20 protein-coding genes are annotated in these 22980 nt (G+C 66.0%); 16 read left to right on the top strand and 4 right to left on the bottom strand.

What is annotated here, in order from left to right:
- Positions 1-13 precede the first annotated feature (13 nt).
- Positions 14-724: a ribosome biogenesis GTP-binding protein YihA/YsxC gene (gene yihA, locus RT688_RS13240; RefSeq protein ID WP_313705349.1), complete on the bottom strand. Its 711-nt coding sequence runs from the start codon at positions 722-724 to the stop codon at positions 14-16.
- A gap of 175 nt (positions 725-899) precedes the next feature.
- On the opposite strand from yihA, the gene RT688_RS13235 reads away from it, so the two are divergent.
- The 7 genes from RT688_RS13235 (at position 900) to RT688_RS13205 (ending at position 7602) form a co-directional block, all read left to right on the top strand.
- A complete protein-coding gene (locus RT688_RS13235) occupies positions 900-1535 on the top strand; it encodes a c-type cytochrome (protein WP_313705348.1) in 636 nt (211 codons plus the stop codon).
- A gap of 112 nt (positions 1536-1647) precedes the next feature.
- Positions 1648-3738, top strand: coding sequence for a cytochrome c biogenesis protein ResB (locus RT688_RS13230; protein ID WP_313705347.1), 2091 nt, complete (start codon positions 1648-1650; stop codon positions 3736-3738).
- A gap of 47 nt (positions 3739-3785) precedes the next feature.
- The gene (ccsB, locus tag RT688_RS13225; RefSeq protein WP_313705370.1) at positions 3786-4952 is read left to right on the top strand and encodes a c-type cytochrome biogenesis protein CcsB; all 1167 of its coding nucleotides are present in this window, start codon (positions 3786-3788) and stop codon (positions 4950-4952) included.
- 281 nt (positions 4953-5233) lie between these two features.
- Entirely contained in the window at positions 5234-6214 is a 981-nt protein-coding gene (gene msrP / locus RT688_RS13220; RefSeq protein WP_313705346.1) for a protein-methionine-sulfoxide reductase catalytic subunit MsrP, read from the top strand.
- Complete coding sequence (locus RT688_RS13215; RefSeq protein WP_313705345.1) at positions 6214-6861, top strand: protein-methionine-sulfoxide reductase heme-binding subunit MsrQ; 648 nt, start codon at positions 6214-6216, stop codon at positions 6859-6861. The genes msrP and RT688_RS13215 overlap by 1 nt, the downstream gene beginning before the upstream one ends.
- Before the next feature lie 91 nt (positions 6862-6952).
- Positions 6953-7405: a hypothetical protein gene (locus tag RT688_RS13210; protein WP_313705344.1), complete on the top strand. Its 453-nt coding sequence runs from the start codon at positions 6953-6955 to the stop codon at positions 7403-7405.
- The gene (locus tag RT688_RS13205; RefSeq protein WP_313705343.1) at positions 7402-7602 is read left to right on the top strand and encodes a hypothetical protein; all 201 of its coding nucleotides are present in this window, start codon (positions 7402-7404) and stop codon (positions 7600-7602) included. The genes RT688_RS13210 and RT688_RS13205 overlap by 4 nt, the downstream gene beginning before the upstream one ends.
- A gap of 91 nt (positions 7603-7693) precedes the next feature.
- Here the strand turns inward: RT688_RS13205 and lysA are convergent, their stop codons facing one another.
- Both lysA and lptM read right to left on the bottom strand, forming a co-directional pair.
- Complete coding sequence (gene lysA, locus RT688_RS13200; protein WP_313705342.1) at positions 7694-8971, bottom strand: diaminopimelate decarboxylase; 1278 nt, start codon at positions 8969-8971, stop codon at positions 7694-7696.
- A gap of 4 nt (positions 8972-8975) precedes the next feature.
- A complete protein-coding gene (gene lptM / locus RT688_RS13195; protein WP_313705341.1) occupies positions 8976-9221 on the bottom strand; it encodes an LPS translocon maturation chaperone LptM in 246 nt (81 codons plus the stop codon).
- Positions 9222-9260: 39 nt separating this feature from the next.
- Between lptM and cyaY the strand changes: the two genes are divergently transcribed.
- Positions 9261-9590 (top strand): iron donor protein CyaY, encoded by a 330-nt coding sequence (gene cyaY / locus RT688_RS13190; protein ID WP_313705340.1) that lies wholly within the window; start codon positions 9261-9263, stop codon positions 9588-9590.
- A 335-nt stretch (positions 9591-9925) separates the two neighbouring features.
- On the opposite strand, the gene RT688_RS13185 is transcribed toward cyaY, so the two are convergent.
- Positions 9926-12265 (bottom strand): penicillin-binding protein 1A, encoded by a 2340-nt coding sequence (locus tag RT688_RS13185; protein ID WP_313705339.1) that lies wholly within the window; start codon positions 12263-12265, stop codon positions 9926-9928.
- A 336-nt stretch (positions 12266-12601) separates the two neighbouring features.
- On the opposite strand from RT688_RS13185, the gene RT688_RS13180 reads away from it, so the two are divergent.
- The 8 genes from RT688_RS13180 to RT688_RS13145 all read left to right on the top strand — a co-directional run bounded on the left by RT688_RS13180 (position 12602) and on the right by RT688_RS13145 (position 22717).
- Entirely contained in the window at positions 12602-13687 is a 1086-nt protein-coding gene (locus tag RT688_RS13180) for a pilus assembly protein PilM (protein ID WP_313705338.1), read from the top strand.
- On the top strand, positions 13684-14310 hold the full coding sequence (locus tag RT688_RS13175) for a PilN domain-containing protein (RefSeq protein WP_313705337.1): 627 nt from the start codon (positions 13684-13686) through the stop codon (positions 14308-14310). The genes RT688_RS13180 and RT688_RS13175 overlap by 4 nt, the downstream gene beginning before the upstream one ends.
- Positions 14307-14987 (top strand): type 4a pilus biogenesis protein PilO, encoded by a 681-nt coding sequence (locus RT688_RS13170; RefSeq protein ID WP_313705336.1) that lies wholly within the window; start codon positions 14307-14309, stop codon positions 14985-14987. The genes RT688_RS13175 and RT688_RS13170 overlap by 4 nt, the downstream gene beginning before the upstream one ends.
- The gene (locus tag RT688_RS13165; RefSeq protein WP_313705335.1) at positions 14984-15520 is read left to right on the top strand and encodes a pilus assembly protein PilP; all 537 of its coding nucleotides are present in this window, start codon (positions 14984-14986) and stop codon (positions 15518-15520) included. The genes RT688_RS13170 and RT688_RS13165 overlap by 4 nt, the downstream gene beginning before the upstream one ends.
- A complete protein-coding gene (gene pilQ / locus RT688_RS13160; RefSeq protein ID WP_313705334.1) occupies positions 15517-17694 on the top strand; it encodes a type IV pilus secretin PilQ in 2178 nt (725 codons plus the stop codon). Before RT688_RS13165 ends, pilQ begins: the two co-directional genes overlap by 4 nt.
- A gap of 167 nt (positions 17695-17861) precedes the next feature.
- Entirely contained in the window at positions 17862-19847 is a 1986-nt protein-coding gene (locus RT688_RS13155) for an Ig-like domain-containing protein (protein ID WP_313705333.1), read from the top strand.
- 111 nt (positions 19848-19958) lie between these two features.
- Complete coding sequence (gene aroKB, locus RT688_RS13150; protein WP_409521916.1) at positions 19959-21581, top strand: bifunctional shikimate kinase/3-dehydroquinate synthase AroKB; 1623 nt, start codon at positions 19959-19961, stop codon at positions 21579-21581.
- Positions 21581-22717: a deoxyguanosinetriphosphate triphosphohydrolase gene (locus RT688_RS13145; protein ID WP_313705369.1), complete on the top strand. Its 1137-nt coding sequence runs from the start codon at positions 21581-21583 to the stop codon at positions 22715-22717. Before aroKB ends, RT688_RS13145 begins: the two co-directional genes overlap by 1 nt.
- The last annotated feature ends 263 nt before the right edge of the window (positions 22718-22980 follow it).

Genomic DNA, 22980 nt, shown 5'->3' with positions numbered 1-22980 from the left:
GTTGCTTTCTCTTTCAGGAGTGGTCGGGGGCCCCGTTCGCTTCGGGTTCGCCGGCGGCATCGTCGGTCAGGCCGAGCAGGTCGAGGATCTTGGCGTCCGCTTCCTCGACGCCGATGCGCTTGAGCGCGGAGAACAGCTGCACGGTGAAGGGGAAGCCTTCGCCGTCTTCATCGACATAGCTGTCGAGCACCTGCCGGGCCTGGCGCAGCGCATTGGTCTTTTCGTTCTGGTTCAGCTTGTCGGCCTTGGTCAGGATGCAGTGGATCGGCTTGCCGGTCGGGGCGAACCATTCCAGCATCTGCACGTCCAGGTCGGTGAACGGGCGGCGCGAATCCATGATCAGGACCAGCGCGGCCAATTGCTCGCGGCGCTGCACATAGTCGCCCAGCAGTTTCTGCCAGTGCAGCTTGGCCGTGCCCGACACCTCCGCATAGCCGTAGCCCGGCAGGTCGACCAGCAGCGCCTGGATCTCCTCGACGATGGTCGGGTCCTTGCGGTGCTGCCCGACGTGGGCGCCGCCGATCGAGAAGTAATTGATGTGCTGGGTGCGCCCCGGCGTTTTCGACGCGAAGGCAAGGCCTTTCTGGTTCGTCAGGATATTGATCGCCGTCGATTTGCCCGCGTTGGAGCGGCCGGCAAAGGCGATTTCGGGCACCCGGGTGGATGGGAGATCACGCAGCTGGTTGACGGTCGTGAAGAAGCGGGCTTGCCAGAGTTTGGACATGGAAGAGAGGTGAAAAAGGCAACGAAATGAGGCGTGGAGGAAACAATCCTATTGTACAATAAGGGGTTATCTATTGCTTTTGTCGGTGAAGCCGCTGTACCAATAAAACTGTTTTCGACTTTTTCAGGGTGCTCGAATGAATCGTGTGTCTGTATCGTCCGCTAGCGCGGTGTTGATGAAATCGTTGTTGGTTGCAACCCTGGCGCTCGGCAACGTCGCTGTCGCCGCCGAAGCCCAGCCTGCCGCAAAGCCCGATGCCGCCAAAGGCGCCACCCTGTACGACAGCGGCGACGCCGCGCGCGGCCTGCCGGCCTGCCTGTCCTGCCACGGCGCGAACGGCAATTCCACCATCGCCGCCAATCCGAAACTGTCGGCGCAGTTCGAAGCCTACACCCATAAGCAGCTGGTCGACTTCACGACACCCCAGCGCAACAACCCGGTCATGAGCACCTATGCCAAGATGCTGACCGAGGAAGACAAGCGCAACATCGCCGCCTACCTCGCCACCCAGAAGGCCAAGCCGGGCGCGGCCAAGAACAAGGACACGGTCGAGCTGGGCCGCAAGATCTACCGCGGCGGCATCGCCGACAAGGGCGTGGCCGCCTGCGCCAGCTGCCACGGCGCCGCCGGCTCCGGCATCCCGGCCCAGTACCCGCGCCTGGCCGGCCAGCACCAGGACTACACGATGACCCAGCTGACCGCCTTCAAGAGCGGCGCGCGCGCCAACAGCCCGCAAATGACGACGCTGGCCCAGCGCCTGTCGGAAGCCGAGATGCAGGCCGTGGCCGACTACATTGCCGGCCTGCGCTGATTTTTCCGTATCGATAGTATGTACCGTAAGGAAGGGCGCCAACGCGAGTCGGCGCCCTTTTTTGCTGTACACTCGCGGCGCACCTGCCCGCATGAGAAAGTAAGTACCCAGAATGAGCACCACCGGAATTGAACTGAAGACGCGCCGGCGCGCGCTGGCCGAGGCCGTCGAGCTGGTGTCGTCGATGCGTTTTGCCATCAGCCTGCTGGTGATCCTGTCGATCGCCGCCATCATCGGCACCGTGCTGCGCCAGGGCGATGCGATGCCGAACTACGTGAACCAGTTCGGTCCGTTCTGGTACGAGATCTTCCGCAAGCTGGGCCTGTTCACCGTTTATTCGAGCTGGTGGTTCCTGCTCATCCTGCTGGTGCTGATCGTCTCGACCGGCCTGTGTATCGTGCGTAATACGCCGAAGATGCTGCGCGACATGCGCAGCTGGCGCGACCACGTGCGCGAGGAATCGCTGCGCAATTTCCATCACAAGAGCGAGTGGACCGCGCCGCTGAACAGCTCGGCGCTGGCGGTGCAGAGCGCCGAACGCCTGCGCCACGCCGGCTACGCCGTAAAAATCGTCGAGAAGGACAGCGGCGTGCTGGTGGCCGCGAAGAAGGGCGCCGGCAACAAGTTCGGCTACATCTTCGCGCACACGGCGATCATCGTCATCCTGCTGGGCGGCATGCTCGATTCCGAGCTGCCCATCCGCTTCCAGCAATGGTTCTTCGGGAAGACCCCGTATGCCGGCAGCGGCCTGATCTCGCAGATCCCGGCCCAGCACCGCCTCGGCCTGTCGAACCCGACCTACCGCGGCAACACCATGCTGGCCGAAGGCCAGACCGGCAACACCGCGATCCTGCCCCAGGCCAGCGGCGTGCTGGTGCAGGACCTGCCGTTCGCGATCGAACTGAAGAAATTCAACATCGAGTTCTACTCGACCGGCATGCCGAAACTCTTCGCCAGCGAAGTCGTGGTGCACGACCGCGAGGCGGGCAAGACCTTCCCGGCGACGATCGAGGTCAACAAGCCCCTGATCTACAAGGGCGTGGCGGTCTACCAGTCGAGCTTCGAGGACGGCGGCAGCAAGCTCAAATTGACCGGCTTCCCGATGACGGGCGCCACTGCCCAGTCCTTCGAGATCGCCGGCGAGGTGAACGGCTCGACCGAGCTGAAGACCGCGGGCGGCGCCTTCGCCGTCGAGTGGTCGGGCTTCCGCCCGTTCAACGTCGAGAACACCTCCAGCAACGACCCGCGCGCGGTGGAGAAGGGCAAGTCCTTCAACGAACAGTTCTCGGCCACCCTCAGCAAGGCCTCCGGCTCGGCCGGCAAGAACGCCGAGAACAAGGATCTGAAAAATGTCGGCCCGAGCGTGCAATACAAGCTGCGCGACCAGACCGGCCAGGCGCGCGAATTCCTGAACTACATGCAGCCGGTGACACTCGAGGGCGCGCAAGTCTTCCTGGCCGGCGTGCGCGAGAACCCGGCCGAGCAGTTCCGCTTCCTGCGCATCCCGGCCGACGACAACTACAGCGTGCGCGAATGGATGCGCCTGCGCGCGGCCCTGGCCGACCCGGCCCTGCGCCGCCTGGCCGCCGAGCGCTACGCGGCGCGCGCGCTGGCGCCGGGCCAGGCGTCGCAACCCGGCTTTGCCGACCAGTTGCGCGACTCGGCCGAGCGCACCCTGGGCATCTTCGCCGGCGCGGACACGCCGGGCGGCTTCGTCGCCGTGGCCCAGTTCCTGGAAAAGATCCCGGCGGCTGAGCAGGAAAAGGCGGCCAACGTCTTCATCAAGATGCTCAACGGCGTGTTGTGGGAGCTGTGGCAGGCCGCGCGCGTGCGCGACGGCGAGGCGCCGATCGAGGCGAGCGACAAGCACGGTCGCTTCCTGCAGATGGCGACGAACGCCCTGTCCGACAGCTTCTTCTACGGCGCGCCGGTCTACCTGCAGCTCGACGAATTCCACGAGGTCAAGGCCTCGGTGCTGCAGGTGACGCGTTCGCCCGGCAAGAAGATCGTCTATCTCGGCTGCGTGCTCTTGACCGCCGGCATCTTCGCGATGTTCTACATTCGCGAACGGCGCCTGTGGGTATGGGTCCGCAACAACGGCGAAGGGGCGCACGCGCTGATGGCGATGAGCACGCAACGCAAGACGCTGGATTTCGAGAAAGAATTTGCTGACCTGGCGGCCAAGCTGCCGCAATCGGCGTAAGCTGGCGCTTGCCGGCACTCTATAAGCTGAAGGCACTGGAGGACATGATGGAAGCATCCCGACCAAGCCCGACCTCGTCGGTTACCTACAAGGAAACGCCCGGCTATTTCCGGCGCCTGAGCAGCATCGACTGGCTGTACGGCGCCGCCCTGCTGGCTGCCGCGCTGTTCGCACTGAACCGCTACGCCCATTTCATGGACGGCTACGAGCGCGCGATCTTGCTGCTGTCGGCGCCGACCTTCGCCGCGCTCGGCTGGCACTGGAAACCGGTGCGCTGGCTGATCCCGCTGGTGGCGCTGCTGTCGCTGTGGGGCGTGTCGCTGTACGACGGATCACTGGCGGCGGCCGACCAGAAATTCTTCCTCAAGTACATGCTGTCGAGCCAGTCGGCGATCCTGTGGATGAGCGCGCTGTTCGTGTTCTCGACCGTGTTCTACTGGATCGGCTTGCTGTCGCGTTCGGAATCGGGCGCAGCGATCGGTTCGCGCCTGTGCTGGGCCGCCGTGGTGCTGGGCTTCACCGGCATGATGGTGCGCTGGTTCGAGTCCTACCTGATCGGGCCCGACGTCGGCCACATCCCGGTGTCGAACCTGTACGAGGTGTTCATCCTGTTCGCGCTGATCACGGCGCTGTTCTACCTGTATTACGAGGAGCGCTACGCGACGCGCCAGCTGGGCGCCTTCGTGCTCCTGATCATCGGCGCGTCGGTGGGCTTCCTGCTCTGGTACACGGTGTCGCGCGACGCCGCCACGATCCAGCCGCTGGTGCCGGCGCTGCAGAGCTGGTGGATGAAGATCCACGTGCCGGCCAACTTCATCGGCTACGGCACCTTCGCCCTGGCGGCGATGGTCGGCACCGCCTACCTGCTGAAATCCCACGGCATCCTGGCCGACCGCCTGCCGTCGCTCGAAGTGCTGGACGACGTCATGTACAAGGCGATTTCGATCGGCTTCGCCTTCTTCACGGTGGCCACCATCCTGGGCGCGCTGTGGGCGGCCGAGGCCTGGGGCGGCTACTGGTCCTGGGACCCGAAGGAAACCTGGGCCCTGATCGTCTGGCTCAACTACGCGGCCTGGCTGCACCTGCGCCTGATCAACGGCCTGCGCGGCCGCATGGCGGCCTGGTGGGCGCTGGTGGGCCTGCTGGTGACGACCTTTGCCTTCCTGGGCGTGAACATGTTCCTGTCGGGGCTGCATTCCTACGGCGAGCTGTAATCCGCGCTGCTCGGGCTTCCGTAGGGTGGGCGCCCCGTGCCCACGCGTGACGCATGCGTCATGTTGGCCTCTAGAGCGCAGCGTCTGCTCACCGTTTACGCGTGGGCACGGGGCGCCCACCCTACGTCCCTTCGCTCTGGCGCCCGAAAATTTAACCGGCCTCGCATCTCCACGCCGATTGTTTGCCAAAACATCCCCGCGACATCACCGATCATCCACGCGGCCGGCAGTTCCACGAGCAATGGTGTAAGGTACAAGTTCAATTGCCCGCGGAGTAAACGATGCTGATCAAACGAAACCCGAACGGCCTGGACCGGCCCTTCGCCTCTGAAATCACGCCGCGCGAGGTGTACGAAGAGCGGCGCCAGTTCATTGCCCGCATCGCCGCCGGCGCCGCCGTCGGCAGTGCGCTGTGGGAGATGGCCAACCGCGAGGCCTTCGCCCAGGCCGCGCCCGCGCAGAAGCTGGCCGCGAAAGCCAACCCGGCGCTCTCGACCACCGAGAAGCAGACCGCGTTCCGCGACGCCACCAACTACAACAACTTCTACGAATTCGGCCTCGACAAGACCGACCCGGCCGAGAACGCGCACACCCTGCGCCCGCGGCCGTGGACGGTGGCGATCGAAGGCGAGGTGAAAAAGCCGATGCGCCTCGACATCGACAGCCTGGTCAAGCTGGCGCCGCTCGAGGAGCGCGTCTACCGGCTGCGCTGCGTCGAGGGCTGGTCGATGGTGATCCCCTGGGTCGGCTATTCGCTGTCCAACCTGATCAAGCACGTCGAGCCGACCGGCAACGCGAAATACGTGGAATTCACGACCCTGGCCGACCGCGCGCAGATGCCGGGCCTGAGGAGCGGTGTGCTCGACTGGCCTTACGTGGAAGGGCTGCGCATCGACGAGGCCATGCATCCGCTGGCGCTGCTCACCGTCGGCATGTATGGCCAGGTGCTGCCGAACCAGAACGGCGCCCCGGTGCGCGTGGTCGTGCCATGGAAGTACGGCTTCAAGTCGCCCAAGTCCATCGTGCGCATCCGTTTTACGCGCGACCAGCCGAAGACGGCCTGGAACGTGTCGGCGCCGCGCGAGTACGGTTTTTATTCGAACGTGAACCCGAACGTGGACCACCCGCGCTGGTCCCAGGCCACCGAGCGCCGCATCGGGGAAGACGGCTTCTTCAAGCGCAAGCGCGATACGCTGATGTTCAACGGCTACAACGAGGTCGCGCCGCTGTACGCGGGCATGGACCTGAAACGGTTCTTCTGATGGCGGCGGGTCCTTCGGCGAAACAGGTCAGCGGTATCAAGGCGTCGGTCTTCGTCGCCGCGCTGCTGCCTTTCCTGTGGGGCGCGTGGCAGGTCGTGCAAGGGGTGCCGGTCGATCCGCTCGCCTACATCACGCACCAAAGCGGCGACTGGGCGCTCTACCTGCTCTGCATCACCCTCGCCGTGACGCCCTTGCGGCGCCTCTCGGGCTGGAACTGGCTGCTGAAACTGCGGCGCATGCTCGGCCTGTTCGCCTTCTTCTACGCGCTGCTGCACTTCATCGCCTTCTTCTGGTTCGACCATTTCTTCGACGTCGCCAGCATGCTGCGCGACGTCGCGAAACGTCCCTTCATCCTGGTCGGCTTCATCGCCTTCCTGATGCTCGTTCCCCTGGCCGCGACCAGCACCAACGGCATGATGCGGCGCCTGGGCGGCAAGCGCTGGCAGTGGCTGCACCGGCTGATCTATCTCGTTGCGCCGCTCGCCGTGCTGCACTTCTGGTGGATGAAGGCGGCCAAGAACAACCTGGCCCAGCCGATGCTGTTCGCCGCCATCGTGGCGGTGCTGCTGGCGCTGCGCATTTACTGGAGCCGGGCCAAGGCGCGGGCGCAGGCTTCCGCCGCGGCGCCGCATCGCCGATCCGCATAACAGCCTTGCCGTCACCAGCATTGATGCCATCCTTTCATCGGCATAGATTGATTCTCGCAGGATCAATTACATAACGATAAAAGGAGACATCGTGATTTGTGCGGAAAAAGCGCCGTGGAAGTACCTGGTGATGTGGCTGCGGTTTTACTACGCCATCCATTTTTTGAAATCGGGAATCAACTACGCCGTGTTCGGCGTCATTCCCGATTTCAGCAAGGCCGGCGCGGTCGGCCCCTACCTGACCGAGATGAACAATATCGGGTTCTATCCCTTCATTAAATATCTCGAGATCGTCCTCGGATCGATGTTGCTGTTCAATATCCTGACGCCGCTGGCATTGGCCGTCATGGCCGGGATCGCCTTCCAGATCGCCTACCTGAACCTGTTCGTCTCCCCGCATCCGAGGCAGCTGTTCACCGGCACCCAGGAGTTGCTGCTGTGCGGCTTGCTGATCCTTGCCTACGGCAAGCATTTCCGCTCGCTGTTCGTGATGAAGGCGGGGGCCGCCTTTCCCTGGGCGGCGCGTCACGGGAGCAAGCCATGAAGCGCGCAGTCACGGCCAAGGATGTCCTGATCCTGATCGGCGTCGCCATCGCCTGGACCCTGGTCGTCATGGCCTTCTCGACCTCGATGGGAACGCGTCCCCTGCGCATCTACGACTGGGGTCCGCCGGTGTTTGCCGCCGTGCTGACCCTGTTCTTCATGCTGAAGGACAGGAAATCGGGTCCCGACGAACGCTAAGCCGGCGGCGGACGGACCAAAAAAAATGCTCCAGCCGCAAGACTGGAGCATTTTTCCGTTCATGCATCGCCATGACGATGCAGCGGCTGGCTTACTTCAGCATCGACTCCAGCGCATACAGCTCTTCCGGCGTCTCGCGCCGGCGCACCAGGTGCATTTGCTCGCCGTCGACGATGACTTCGGCGGCGCGGCCGCGGGTGTTGTAGTTCGAGGCCATGGTCATGCCGTAGGCGCCGGCGGTCATCACCGCCAGCAGGTCGCCCGGCGCGACCGCCAGTGCGCGGTCGCGCGCCAGCCAGTCGCCCGATTCGCAGACCGGGCCGACGATGTCGTAGGTGACCTTGCCGCCTTCGCGCGGCGTTACCGGCTGCACGCCCATCCAGGCGCCGTACAGGGTCGGGCGCATCAGGTCGTTCATGGCGGCGTCGACGATGCAGAAGCTCTTTTCTTCGCCCGGCTTCAGGAATTCGATGGCGGTCAGCAGCACGCCGGTGTCGGCGACGATCGAGCGGCCCGGCTCGAAAATCACCTTGATCGGCTGGCCGGCGTGGCGCTCGGCGCGCCAGGCGTCGATGCGGGCGAACAGGCGTTTCAAATAGTCGCCGACCGGCACCGGCGGCTTGTCGCCTTCCGCGCCGTAGTCGACGCCGATGCCGCCGCCGATGTCCAGGTGGTGCACATGGATGCCTTCGCCGTGCAGGGTGTCGATCAGTTCGATCAGTTTATCGAGCGCTTCGAGCAGCGGGGCGTCGTCGAGCAGCTGCGAGCCGATGTGGCAGTCGATGCCGACCACGTCCAGGTGCGGCAGGCTGGCGGCGGTGCGGTAGGTCGCCAGCGCGTCGTCGAAGGCGACGCCGAACTTGTTCGCCTTCAGGCCAGTGGCAATATACGGGTGGGTCTTGGCGTCGACGTTCGGGTTCACGCGCAGCGAGACCGGCGCGCGCTTGCCCATGCTGCCGGCCACCTCGTTCAGGCGGTGCAGCTCGGGGATCGACTCGACGTTGAAGCACAGGATGTTCTTTTCCAGCGCCAGGCGCATCTCGGCCACGGTTTTCCCCACGCCCGAGAAAATGACCTTGCCCGGGTCGCCGCCGGCGGCGATCACGCGCAGCAGTTCGCCGCCCGAGACGATGTCGAAGCCCGCGCCTGCGCGCGCCAGCAGGTCGAGGATGGCCAGGTTCGAGTTGGCCTTCATCGCATAGCAGACCAGGGCGTCGCGGCCGGCGCAGGCGTCGGCGTAGGCGGCGAAGTTCTTCAGCAGGGCCGACTTCGAGTAGACGTAGGTCGGGGTGCCGAATTCCTCGGCGACGCGGGACAATGGGGTGCTTTCGGCGTGCAGGACGCCGTCTTGGTACGAGAAATGCGACATGTGCTTATTGTGCGGGGGCGGGTGTGGATTGTTCTTGCTGCTTCGTTGCCGGGGCGGGGCGCGCCTGGGCCTGGTTGTCCGGCATCGCGGCCGGCGTGCTCATCGCCGGGGTGCTGGACAGCGTGGCGGTCGCGGGCCTGGCCGGCGGGGTGGGCATGTAGAGCGGACCGGTCTGGCCGCAGCCGGACAGCGCGGACGCGGCGAGGATGGCGAGCGCGGCGGCGGGAAGAAGCGCGATGGGTGACTTCACGATTAGAATCACGGTTTGATTAAGACCTTGGAGTGTAGCATGACCGAAACCGAATTTTTGGACCTGGCCGAATCGACGCTGGACCGCATCGAAAGCTGCTTCGACAACCTGAACGACCAGGACGTCATCGATGTCGAATGCAAGCGCAGCGGCAACGTGCTCGAGATCGAATTCATCGACAACGGTTCGAAGATCATCGTCAACAGCCAGGCCCCGCTGCAGGAAATGTGGGTGGCGGCGCGCGCCGGCGGCTATCACTACAAGCGCGTCGGCGACGAGTGGAGGAATACGCGCGACGATACGGAACTGTACACGGCGCTGTCGGACCTGGCCACGCAGCAGGGCGGGGCGCCGGTCAAGCTGGGATAAGCGTTTCGTAGGGTGGGTTCTCGAACCCACGCCGTACCCCGGCGGCATGTCGAAACGAGATTCTCTGCGATGGCGGGCGTCATCGCGGATGCGATGCGGTGTGCGAGCGCTCTACTGGGGTAAGCGCAGGTCGGGTTGTAGGGTGGACACCTGTGTCCACGCTGTACCCCGGCGGCATGTCGAAACGAGATTCTCTGCGACGGCGGGCGCATCGCGGATGCTGTGCGGTGTGCGAGCGCTCTACGGCGTGGGTTCGAGAACCCACCCTACAAAAGCGATGAAAGAATATTTCATTCAGCGATGCTTTCTGAAATATTCTTTCACGCAAACTTCAATCAGAACAACTCGTTCCGCACCGCATCCTGCGCCTTCTGCTGGGCCGGCGGAGGCGGAGCACCGACGTCGAGCGACTGCACGCCCGTGCCCGGCGGGTTCTCGGCGTAGTAGTAATCCCCGTCCATCATGATCAGCCCCGGCGGCGCTTCGCGCTCCTCGACCGGCACGCCTTTCAGCGCGGTCTGCATGTAGCCGATCCAGATCGGCAGGGCCAGGCCGCCGCCGGTTTCGCGGTTGCCCAGGTTCCTCGGCTGGTCGTAGCCCATCCAGGCGATGCCGACCAGTTTCGGCTGGTAGCCGGCGAACCAGGCGTCGATCGAGTCGTTGGTGGTGCCGGTCTTGCCCGCGATGTCGGGGCGCTTCAGGGCTTGCTGGGCTTTCGCTGCGGTGCCGTAGCGCGCCACGTCGCGCAGCATCGAATCCATCAGGAAGGCGTTGCGCGCATCGATCACGCGGTTCGCCTCGACGCCGGCGCGTTCCGGACGCGCTTCCGACAGCACCTTGCCCGAGCTGTCCGTCACCTTCGAGATCAGGTAGGGGCTGACGCGGTAACCGCCGTTGGCGAAGACCGCGTAGGCGCCGGCCATCTGCAGCGGCGTGGTGGCGCCGGCGCCCAGGGCGAGCGTCAAATACGGCGGGTTGCGCTCGGGGTCGAAGCCGAAGCGGGTCGCGTATTCCTGGCCGTAGCGGGCGCCGATGCGGTTCAGGATGCGGATCGAGACCATGTTCTTCGACTTGGTCAGGCCGCGCCGCATCGTCATCGGGCCCTCGTACTTGTTGTCGTAGTTCTTCGGCTCCCAGGGCTGGCCGCCGGTCTGGCCGGCGTCGAACGAGATCGGCGCGTCGTTCACCAGGGTCGAGGGCGACAGGCCGCGCTCGAGCGAGGCCGAGTAGATGAAGGGCTTGAACGAGGAGCCCGGCTGGCGCCAGGCCTGGGTCACGTGGTTGAATTTATTTCGGTTGTAGTCGAAGCCGCCCACCAGGGCCTTGATCGCGCCGTCCTCGGTGCTGGCCGCGACAAACGCCGATTCGACCGCCGGCATCTGCGTGATCTTCCAGTCCGCGCCGCCTTCCTGCATGACGCGGATCAGCGCGCCGCGGCGGATGCGGCGGTTCGGCGCCGCCTTGGCGGACAGCCAGTTCGAGGCGAAGGACAGGCCCTTGCCGGTGATCTTGATTTCCTCGCCCGAGGCCAGCACCGCGGTCACGCTCGACGGCGAGGCCTGCAGCACGACGGCGGCGACGATGTCGTCGCTGTCGGGCTTCTCGGCCAGTTCCGCCTCGATCGCTTCGTCCGCTTCGGTCTTGTCGTTCGGGATCTCGATGTAGGATTCCGGGCCGCGGTAGGGATGGCGGCGCTCGTAGTCCATCACGCCGCGGCGCACCGCGAGGTAGGCCGCGTCCTGGTCGGCCTTGGTGATCGTGGTGAACACGTTCAGGCCGCGCGTATAGGTGTCTTCCTTGAACTGTTCGTAGACCAGCTGGCGCGCCATCTCGGCCACGTACTCGGCGTGCACGCCGAACGCGGTGCTGTCCGACTTGATCTTGAGTTCCTCGTTCTTCGCCTGCTCGAACTGGGCGTCGGTGATGTAGCCCAGCGAATGCATGCGCTGCAGGATGTACTGCTGGCGCGTCCTGGCGCGGGTTGGGTTCACCACCGGATTGTAGGCCGATGGGGCCTTCGGCAGGCCGGCCAGCATTGCCGCTTCGGCCACCGTGATGTCGCGCAGGTCCTTGCCGAAATAGATCTGGGCCGCCGACTGGAAGCCGAAGGCGCGCTGGCCCAGGTAGATCTGGTTCATGTAGACCTCGAGGATCTGGTCCTTGGTCAGGTTCTTCTCGATCTTCCAGGCCAGCAGGGCCTCGTAGGCCTTGCGCTTGAGGGTCTGTTCCGACGACAGGAAGAAGTTGCGTGCCACCTGCTGGGTGATGGTCGAGGCGCCCTGGCGCGAGCCGCTGGTCGCGTTGTGCAGGGCCGCGCGCAGGATGCCCATGTAGTCGACGCCGCCGTGCTGGTAGAAGCGGTCGTCCTCGATCGAGAGCACGGCCTTCTTCATGACGTCGGGGATGTCCTTGAAGCGCACCAGGGTCCGGCGTTCTTCGCCGAATTCGCCGATCAGGACGTTATCGGCCGTGAAGATCCGCAGCGGCATCTTCGGACGGTAATCGGTGATGGTGTCGAGCGCCGGCAGGTTCGGGTAGGCCATCGCCAGCGCGAACACCACCAGCAGCACGCCCGTGAGGGCCAGGCCGGCGATGGCGCCGAAGGTCCACAGGACCAGGCGCTTGGCGCCAGATTTCTTCGGGGTAGAGGACTTCGAATCGGTTTGGGATTTCATGCTGACTCACAGTGTTGATCCATCTCATTATAAGACAGGGACTTTTGTGACGGTACGAACTCAACCGGACAAGCCGGCGGAATCTGCCTTTCATGACGATCCGACAAGTGGTGTGTACAAGGCGTTATCGAGTGTGGCATGCGCGCGCCGGATTGTAATGTTCCAATGCAGAAATATCTTGTCGGTACGCATCCTTATTGCTACGATTTAATGCAGTGCCTCATATATGTGCAGTAAGTTGTGCTGACACAGGCAGTTTCTTCAACATGACACTCCCCCGAGCGGGCGTTCAATAAATCGTTCTGCCACGGCAGACAGCAGTGAGGGAGGTCGCTCGTGATCAATCTGGGGTCCCTGTTCGGAAAGTCGAGCCCGCCTTTGGCCGGGCTCGACATCAGCACGTCCGGACTGCGCCTGGTGGAGCTGGCCGACGCCGGCAAGGGCGCGCTGCGCCTCGAGCGCCACGCGTTCGAAGCGCTGCCGCGCGGCGCCGTCGTCGACGGCAACATCGAGAACTTCGACCAGGTCGCCGACGCCGTGCGCCGCATCTGGAAGAAAAGCGGGACCCGCGCCCGCCACGTCGCGCTCGGCATGCCGCCGGGCGCCGTCATCACCAAGAAGATCATCCTGCCGGCCGGCATGGGCGAAGACCAGCTCGAAGTGCAGGTCGAGTCCGAAGCCAGCCAGTACATCCCGTTCGCGCTCGACGAGGTCAGCCTCGACTTCGACGTGGTCGGTCCCTCGGCCACCTCGCCCGAGGACATGGAAGTCATGCTGGCCGCCGCGCGCCGCGAGAAGGTCGAGGACCGGGTGGCGATCGCCGAGGCGGCCGGCCTCACCGCCACCGTGATGGACGTCGAATCCTACGCCGCGCGCGCCGCACTGGAACGCGTTACCGTCAATACCGCACTGGCCGACGCCAAGGCCGACGACAAGGTCGTGGCCCTGTTCCAGATCGGCGCGAGCATGACCTACGTCTCCTTCATGGTCAACGGCGACACCGTCTACGAGCGCGAGCAGCCCTTCGGCGGACACACGCTGACCCAGGACATCGTGCGCAGCTACGGCCTGGCCTACGAGGAAGCCGAGGCGCGCAAGCGCTCGGGCGACCTGCCCGAGAACTTCCGCGCCGACCTGCTGGCGCCCTTCATGGACAACGCCGCCCTCGAAGTGACGCGCGCGATCCAGTTCTTCTACACCTCGACGCCCTACACCCGCATCGACCAGATCTGGCTCGCCGGCGGCAACGCGCTGCTGCCGGGCCTGGTCGAGCTGGTCGGCGGGCGCACCCGCATCCCGACTGCGCCGGTGGCGCCGTTCGAGGGCATGCTGCTGGCGCCCGGCGTGCGCGAACAGCAACTGCGCCAGGAGGGCCCAGCCTACCTGGTCGCCTGCGGCCTGGCCCTGCGGAGGTTCGGATGATCCGGATTAACCTGCTCCCGCACCGGGAAGCGAAGCGCAAGCAGAAGCAGAAGGCTTTCGTCGCCATGCTGGTGCTCGGCGGCCTGCTGGGCGCGGCCGTGGTGCTGCTGGTCGGCGGCTGGAACGCCAGCCGCATCGCGATCCAGGAACAGCGCAACCTGGCGCTGAAGAACGAGAACGCAAAGCTCGACAGGAAGATCAAGGACATCGCCACCCTGAAGGAAGAGATCGAGGCCCTGAAGTCGCGCCAGCAGGCGGTCGAAGACCTGCAGGGCGACCGCAACCAGCCGGTCTACCTGCTCGACGAACTGGTGCGCCAGACGCCCGACGGCGTGTTCCTGAAATCGGTCAAGCAGGACGGCCAGCGCGTGGTGCTGAACGGCGTCGCCCAATCGCAGGAGCGCGTTGCCGAGCTGCTGCGCAACCTGTCCGGCCAGTCGCCCTGGCTCGAGGCGCCCGACCTGACCGAAGTGAAGGCGGCCACCGTGACCCAGAACAAGGCCGCGCGCAAGGTCGTCGAATTCACGCTGGCCGTGAACATCAAGCGCCCGCGCGAAGCGGAGGAGGGTGACGAAGCCGACAAGCCGGCCGCCCTGGCCGCGAAGAACGGAAGCAAGCCATGAACATCGACCTGAAACAATGGAGCGCCGAGCTGTCGTCCCAGTTCGAAGGCCTGCAAGGGCGCCCGCCCGGCCTGTGGCCGCTGGCGCCGCGCCTCTTGTGCGCGGCCGGCGTGATGGCGCTGGTGGTCGTGCTCGGCTACTTCGCCTACTGGCAAGGCCAGTTCGAAGCCCAGGAACAGGGCGCGGCCCAGGAACAGAAACTGCGCACGGCCTACAAGAACAAGATCGCGCAGGCGGTCAACCTGGAAGCGCTGCAGGCGCAGAAGCTGCAGGTCGACCAGTCGGTCGAGCGCCTGGAGAAGCAGTTGCCGAGCAAGGCCGAGATGGCGGCGCTGCTGTCGGACATCAACCAGGCCGGCGTCGGCCGCGGCCTGCAGTTCGAGCTGTTCCGCCCGAACCAGACCGTGGTGCGCGACTACTACGCCGAGCTGCCGATCGACATCAGGATCAGCGGTACCTACCACGACCTGGGCGCCTTCGCCGCCGACATGGCGCACATGCCGCGCATCGTCACGCTCAACAACATGGCGATCGAAACCAACAAGGACGGCAGCCTGAAGCTGGAAGCGATCGCCAAGACCTTCCGCTACCTCGACGCCGAGGAACTGGCCGCGCAGAGGGCCGCGCGCGAGAAGGCCAAGGGCAAGGGCAAAAAAGCCAAAGGGGCGAAGAAATGACGAAGACCCATGGCGCACTGCTGCTGACGATGGCCGCGCTGCTGGCCGGCTGCGGCGACAGCGACGTGCGCGAGGTGCGCAGCTGGATGGACCAGGTCAAGCGCGAAACGAAGCCAAAAGTGAAACCGCTGCCGGCCTCGAAGGAATTCATCCCCTACGCCTACAACCAGCAGGAGGCGGTCGATCCGTTCAGCACCGCCAAGCTGGCCGACGCCGGCCTGCTGGCGCAGGCGCGCAGCACGCTGCAGCCGGACTTGGAGCGGCCGCGCGAGGCCCTGGAGGCCTACCCGCTCGACACCATGACGATGGTCGGCACCATGCAGAAAGGGGGCGCCAGCTTCGCGCTGCTGCGCATCGACAACGTCATCTACCGCGTGCGGGTCGGCCAGCGCATCGGCCAGAACTTCGGCCAGGTCACGCGCGTGACGCCGGCGGCGGTGGACGTCAGGGAAATGGTACAGGACGCCGGCGGCGATTGGGTCGAGCGGATATCGAAGCTGGAGCTGCAGGAAAGTAAGGAGACCGGGAAATGACCCCATTTGCAATGAACAGCGGCGCGGCGCGCTTGCTGCCAGGCTGGCTGCTGCGCCTGGGCGCGGCGCTGCTGCTGGCGTTGGGCGTGCAGGCCGCGCAGGCGCAGGCGCAAGCCAATGCCATCGAGTCGATCACGGCCAACCAGCAGGGCGCCAACGTGGTGCTCAACATCGCCATGAGGAACGCGCCGGCGAAAGCGCCGCTCGGCTTCGCGATCACCAACCCGGCCCGCATCGCGCTCGACTTCGGCGCCACCAGCAACGCCACCGGCAAGAGCACCCAGGAGATCAACCTGGGCGACCTGCGCAGCGTGAACGTGGTGCAGGCCGCCGAACGCACGCGCCTGGTGCTGAACCTGAAGCGCTCCGTGAACTACACCACCGCGATCGACGGCAAGGCCATTGTCGTCACCATCGACGGCGCCGGCGCCGGCGGCACGTCTGTCGTCTCCCAGGTCAGCACCGCGGCCGCGGCGGTACAACCGTCAGTGCGTCAACAACTGCGCAACCTCGACTTCCGCCGCGGCAGCGGCGGCGAAGGCCGGGTCGTGGTCGACCTGCCGAACAACCAGGTCGCGGTGGACGTGCGCCAGCTCGGCAACCGGGTCCAGGTCGATTTCCTGAACACCGGCCTGCCGGAAGCGCTGCGCCGCCGCCTCGACGTGACCGACTTCGGCACCCCGGTGACGACCGTCACCACCGCGGCCCAGGGCAGCAACGTGCGCATGATCATCGAGGCGCAAGGCCAGTGGGAACAATCGGTCTACCAGAGCGAGACCCAGCTGGTGGTCGACGTGCGTCCGGTCAAGGAAGACCCGAACAAGCTGGGCGGCCCGCAGGGCTTCAACGGCGAGAAGATCAGCTTCGACTTCCAGAACATCGAAGTGCGGGCCGCGCTGCAGGCGGTGGCCGACATCTCGGGCCTGAACATCATCGCCAGCGATTCCGTCAGCGGCAGCCTGACCCTGCGCCTGAAGGACGTGCCCTGGGACCAGGCGCTCGACGTGATCCTGCAATCGAAGGGCCTGGACATGCGCAAGAACGGCACCGTGCTGTGGATCGCGCCGAAGGAAGAACTGCTGACCAAGGAAAAGCTCGAGCTCGAGCAGCGCGCCCAGATCTCCGACCTGGAACCGCTGCGTTCGGAGATCTTCCAGCTGAACTACCAGAAGGCCGAGTCCTTCCGCACCGTGTTCGGCCTGGACGCCAACGGCGCGCCGGGCGGCGACAGCCGCAACCGCGTGCTGTCCAAGCGCGGCAGCGCCATTATCGATCCGCGCACGAACCAGTTGTTTGTCACTGACATCGCCTCGAAGATCGAGGACATCCGGATGCTGATCCAGAAGACCGACGTCGCCTCGAAGCAGGTGCTGATCGAGGCGCGCCTGGTGGAGGCGAGCGACGGCTTCTCGCGCAACCTGGGCGCCAAGATCGGCTTCAACGATGCGCGCCGCGCGGCCGGCGGCGACCCCGGCTACGGCGTCGGCGGCGACAACCGCCTGGCGCTGAGCGGCAACATCCCCGGCGTCGGCGCGGTGACCGGCCAGGCCAGCGGCAGTACCTTCGACAACTCGACCCTGGTGAACCTGCCGGCGGCGGCGATCGGCGGCATCAACGCCCCGAGCATCGCCTTCAGCCTGTTCTCCTCGTCCGACAACCGCTTCCTGAACCTGGAACTGTCGGCGCTGGAAGCGGACGGCAAGGGCAAGATCATCTCCAGCCCGCGCGTGGTCACCGAGGACAAGATGGTGGCCGTGATCGAGCAGGGCATCGAGCTGCCGTACCAGGTCGCTTCGTCGAGCGGCGCGACCTCGATCGAATTCAAGAAGGCCAACCTGCGCCTGGAAGTGATCCCGCAGATCACCCCGGACGGCAACGTGGTGCTGGAAGTGGACGTCAGCAAGGATTCGAAGGGCGACGAGACGCGCGCCGGCTTCGCCATCAACACCCAGCACGTGAAGACCAAGGTGATGGTCGAGAACGGCGGCACGGTGGTGCTGGGCGGGATCTACCAGCAGACCGAGCGCAGCAACGAAAGCAAGGTGCCGCTGCTGGGCGACATCCCGTTCGTGGGCTACCTGTTCAAGACCCAGGGCCGCGAAAGCGCGAAGACCGAACTGCTGGTCTTCATCACGCCGAAGATCGTGGCCGACCGCATGACGTCGGGCCGCTGAACGACGTTTCGAACAACGCAGCAAGGCCGGCGCCGCGTGCGCCGGCGCGATGTACCCGCCACAGCGACGCCGGCGTGTTCCTGTGGCCTTCGTTTTTTTGATGGCCGGGCCGTATGCCGGCTGCATGAGTGACCAACAACCAATAATCGACAACAACTGGAACGACGATGCAGCACACCCCGAACTCCTCGAAGCCCGCCGCGCAGCTGCGCCTGGCGGCCCTGACCCTGATCGCCGCGGCCGCCCTGGCCGCCTGCGGCGGTGGCGGCGGCAATCCCGGCGCGGTCGGCGCGCCGGGTGCCCCCAGCGCCGGCGGTGGCGGCACGACGCCGCCCGCGCCCACCACGCCGGCGGCGCCGACGGTCAGCCTGTCCCTGCTCGGCGCGGGCGGGCAGGCCAGCAACTCGCTCAGCGGCGCCACGCCGCTGACGGTGCAGGCCAGCGTGAAGGACGCGGCCGGCAAGCCGATGAAGGAAGAACTCGTGACCTTCGTCACCGACGCCAACCTGGGCGTCTTTTCGCCATCGGCCGGCACCGCCCTGACCGACGACCAGGGCGTGGCGCGCATCACCCTGAACGCGGCCAGCCTGGCGGCGGGCGGCGCCGGCAAAGTGACCGCGACGGTCAATGCCGGCGGCACCACCATCGTGGGGGAGCGCAATTACCAGGTCGGCGCCACCATGCTGAGCTTCGGCACGCTCAAGATCTCCAGGAGCGCGATTCAGGCCTACGACTCGACGGACCTCTCGGTGGAAGTGCAGGCCGGCGGCGCGACCTATGCCGGCCGGGCCACCGTCAACTTCACGTCCGCCTGCGTTGCCGCCGGCAAGGCCACGCTGGCCACGGCCGTCGCGACCACCAACGGCGTCGCCAGGACGGTCTACCGCGACCTGGGCTGCGCCAACGACGACATCATCACGGTCTCGGCCGACGGGGTCTCGGTCCCGGCCACGGCCGCGCTGAAGATCGCGCCGCCGAACGCGGCCTCGGTGCAGTTCGTCTCCGCCGATCCGGTCGGGAAGTCGATCGTGATCCAGGGCCAGGGCGGCATCAACCGCACCGAAACGGCGACCCTGAAGTTCCGCGTCTTCGACACCTTCGGCAACCCGCTGCCGCGCCGCGCCGTGAATTTCACGGTCTCGTCCCCGACCCTGGTACACCTGAACAAGACCTCGGACAGCACCGACGAGAAGGGCGAAGTGATCACGACGGTCAATTCCGGCACGGTGGCGACCTCGTTCCGCGTGTTCGCGACCCTGCCGAACACGGCCACCGCGACCCAGCCGGACATCTCGACCACCTCCGATTCGATCGTCGTCACTACCGGCCTGCCGGTGCAGCGCGCGTTCTCGCTCAGCGCCGGCAGGTCCAACCTGGAAGGCTGGACCCGCGACAGCAGCCCGACCCAGCCGGCCACCACGGTCCAGGTGATGATCGCCGACAGTTTCGGCAACCCGGTCCCGGACGGCACCCCGGTCGTGTTCCAGACCAACATGGGCTCGGTGGGCTCGTCCGACAAGGGCGGCTGCAACACCGTCAACGGCGGCTGTGCGGTCGATTTCCGGACCCAGGAACCGCGGGTGCCGACGCCGGGCCAGCCGGCCACGCCGTGCAACACCGGCAGCGGCGCCGGCGTGAGCCCGGACAGCACGCGCCCGGGCCTGGCGACCGTGTGCGCCAGCAGCACCGACGGCACCAACACCATCTTCGGCAAGATCGGCCTGTTCTTCGGCGGCAGCGGCGCCGCCAAGGTGTTCCTGGACGGCGCGTCGGCGCCGCTGGCGAACGGCGTCACCGACCTGGGCACGGTGAAGGCCCTCGATTCGAAGGTGTTCGTGCTGCAGCTGAACGACGTGAACCTGAACCCGCTGCCGTTCGGGACCCGCGTCGAGGTGACCAACCTGGTGAACGCGAGCGCGGCGGCCGTGGTGCCGGCCACGGTTCCGAACATCTTCCCGCACACCATGAACGGCGACGACATCACCGGCACCAACGTCTCCGGTCCGCAGGGATCGCGCCATACTTTCTCGATCTCGAACCCGGCCGGCAAGGACTGCACCGCCCCGGTAACGGCGACCTTCAACGTCACCGTGACCTCGCCAGGCGAGGTGGTGACCACGATTCCGTTTAAACTGGCGTTCAGCTGCCCATAAAAAGGGTGACCGTAACAACAGACGGCCAGCTTATCCTGGCCGTTTGTCTTTTTAGACGAGCTGAATATCGTGCCCGAGGCAAACAGTAACAATATCTTCCTGGTCGGACTGATGGGGTCCGGCAAGACCACCATTGGCCGGCTCCTCGCGCGCCGGCTGGGCAAGCGCTTCGTCGACTCCGACCACGCCATCGAGGCGCGTACCGGCGCCTCGATTCCCTGGATCTTCGAGATCGAGGGCGAGGCGAGTTTTCGCCGCCGCGAGGCCGAGATGATCGCCGAGCTGACCGCCCAGGACGACATCGTCCTGGCCACCGGCGGCGGCGCCGTCCTGAATCCGGCCAGCCGCGCGCTGCTGGCCGAGCGCGGCACCGTGATCTACCTGCGCGCCGGCATCGGCGCCATCTTGCAGCGCACTTCGCACGACAAGAACCGGCCGCTCCTGCAGACGGCCGATCCGCGCCGCAAGCTCGAGGAGCTGCTGGCCCAGCGCGAGCCGCTGTACCGCGAGATTGCGGACCTCGTCATCGATACCGGCCGACCTAACGTACAATCGATGGTCCAGACTATCCTAGACCAGCTGGACGCGCTCGCAGCCGGGCGCGCCCGGCGCACGAAGGCGGCATCGATGAATCAGGCAGCACAAATCAATCTCAACGTCGAACTGGGCGAGCGCAGCTATCCCATCGCGATCGGCCCCGGCCTGCTGGCCGACCCCGCGGCCCTGGCCCGCCACGTCGGCGGCCACAAGGCGGCGATCGTCACCAACACCACCGTGGCCCCGCTCTACCTGGAGCAGGTGGCCGCGCCCCTGCGCGCCGCCGGGCGCGAGGTGGTCGAGATCGTCCTGCCGGACGGCGAGGAATTCAAGCACTGGGGCTCGCTGATGCAGGTGTTCGACGCCCTGCTGGCCAACAAGTGCGACCGCAAGACCACCCTGGTCGCCCTGGGCGGCGGCGTGATCGGCGACCTGACCGGCTTCGCGGCGGCCAGCTACATGCGTGGCGTGCCCTTCGTGCAGATCCCGACGACCCTGCTGGCCCAGGTCGATTCCTCGGTCGGCGGCAAGACCGGCATCAACCACCCGCTCGGCAAGAACATGATCGGGGCCTTCTACCAGCCGCGCGCGGTGCTGGCCGACACCTCCACGCTGTCGACGCTGCCGGACCGCGAGCTGTCGGCCGGCCTGGCCGAGGTGATCAAGCACGGCGCCATCCTCGACGCCGAATTCTTCGACTGGATCGAGGCCAACGTCAAGGCCCTGGTGGCGCGCGAGCCGCAGGCGCTGGCGCACGCGATCGCGCGCTCCTGCGAAATCAAGGCCGACGTCGTGCGCCGCGACGAGCGCGAAGGCGGCCTGCGCGCGGTGCTGAACTTTGGCCATACCTTCGGCCACGCGATCGAGGCTGGCCTCGGCTATGGCGAATGGCTGCACGGCGAAGCGGTCGGCTGCGGCATGGTGATGGCGGCCGACCTGTCGCAGCGCCTGGGCCTGGTCGACGCGGCAACCGTGGAGCGCCTGCGCGCGCTGGTCAAGGCGGCCGGCCTGCCGACGGTGGCGCCGGACCTGGGCGTCGCGCGCTGGATCGAGCTGATGGAAGTCGACAAGAAGAACGAGGGCGGGGCGATCAAGTTCATCCTGCTGAAACCCCTGGGCAGCCCGAGCATCGCCAGCGTGCCCGAGGAAGCGCTGCGGGCCACGCTGGCGGCCTGCGTGGCGGGCGGGAGCGCATGATGGATTTCGACGCCCACCTCGCACCCTATGCGGCGCATTCGTCGACATCGCGCGGGCGTCGCTTTCCGGAACCGGCGCCGGGCTCGCGCAGCGAATTCCAGCGCGACCGCGACCGCATCATCCACTCCACGGCCTTTCGCCGGCTGGAATATAAAACCCAGGTCTTCCTGAACCACGAGGGCGACCTGTTCCGCACCCGCCTGACGCACTCGATCGAGGTGGCGCAAATCGGGCGCACCCTGGCGCGCAGCCTGCGCCTGAACGAGGACCTGGTCGAAGCCACGGCGCTGGCGCACGACCTCGGCCACACGCCCTTCGGCCACGTCGGCCAGGACGTGCTCAACGAATGCATGCAGGACTACGGCGGCTTCGAGCACAACCTGCAAAGCCTGCGCGTGGTCGACCAGCTGGAAGAACACTACGGCGCCTTCGACGGCCTGAACCTCACGTTCGAAACGCGCGAGGGCATCCTCAAGCACTGCTCGCTGAACAACGCGCGCCAGCTGGGCGAACTCGGCCAGCGCTTCATCGACAAGACCCAGCCGAGCCTGGAAGCGCAATTGACCAACCTGGCCGACGAGATCGCCTACAACAACCACGACATCGACGACGGCCTGCGTTCCGGCCTGCTGACGATGGCGCAGATGGAGGAAGTGGAACTGTTCGCGCGCCTGCGGCACCAGGTCGAGGCCCAGTACCCGGGCCTGCCGGGACGGCGCGCGCTGTACGAGACGATCCGCCTGATGATCACGGCGATGACGGCGGACCTGGTCGAGACCTCGGCCGAACGCCTGCGCGAGGCCGCGCCGCAGAGCATCGACGACGTGCGCCAGGGTCCGCCCTTGATCCGCTTCTCGGACAAGATGCGCGCCGAGACCACGGCCTTGAAGCGCTTCCTGTACGCCAACCTGTACCGCCACTTCCAGGTCAACCGCATGCGCGTGAAAGCCAGCCGCATCGTGCGCGAGCTGTTCGACGCCTTCATGACGGACCCGGTGCTGCTGCCGCCCGACTACCAGGCGGTCGATGGCGACACCCTGAAGCAGGCGCGCAAGATCGCCGATTACATCGCGGGGATGACGGACCGGTACGCAATCCGCGAGCACCGGCGGATTTTCTCGCTCGACCATCTGTAAGGTGGGTTCCTGAACCCACGCGCCGTGACGATGCGCATCGCGGCGCAGTATCGTAGGGTGGACACCTGTGTCCACGCTGTATGGTGCGCGTCCCGGCCACCAGCGTCACCGATGAAAGGCGCCGTGATGCAACCGGTGAGACCGCGTGGGCTCAGGAGCCCACCCTACGCAACCCCGGTAGGGTGGGTTCTCGAACCCACCGGGCGGCAGCATGATGCGAACGGCCGGGGCGGTGGGTTCAAGAACCCACCCTACGAGAACAG

The organism is Massilia sp. (assembly GCF_032106685.1).
Lineage (GTDB): Bacteria > Pseudomonadota > Gammaproteobacteria > Burkholderiales > Burkholderiaceae_D > Telluria.
The sequence above is the reverse complement of the archived record's forward strand: the minus strand, read 5'-3'. Positions and strand labels throughout refer to the sequence as shown.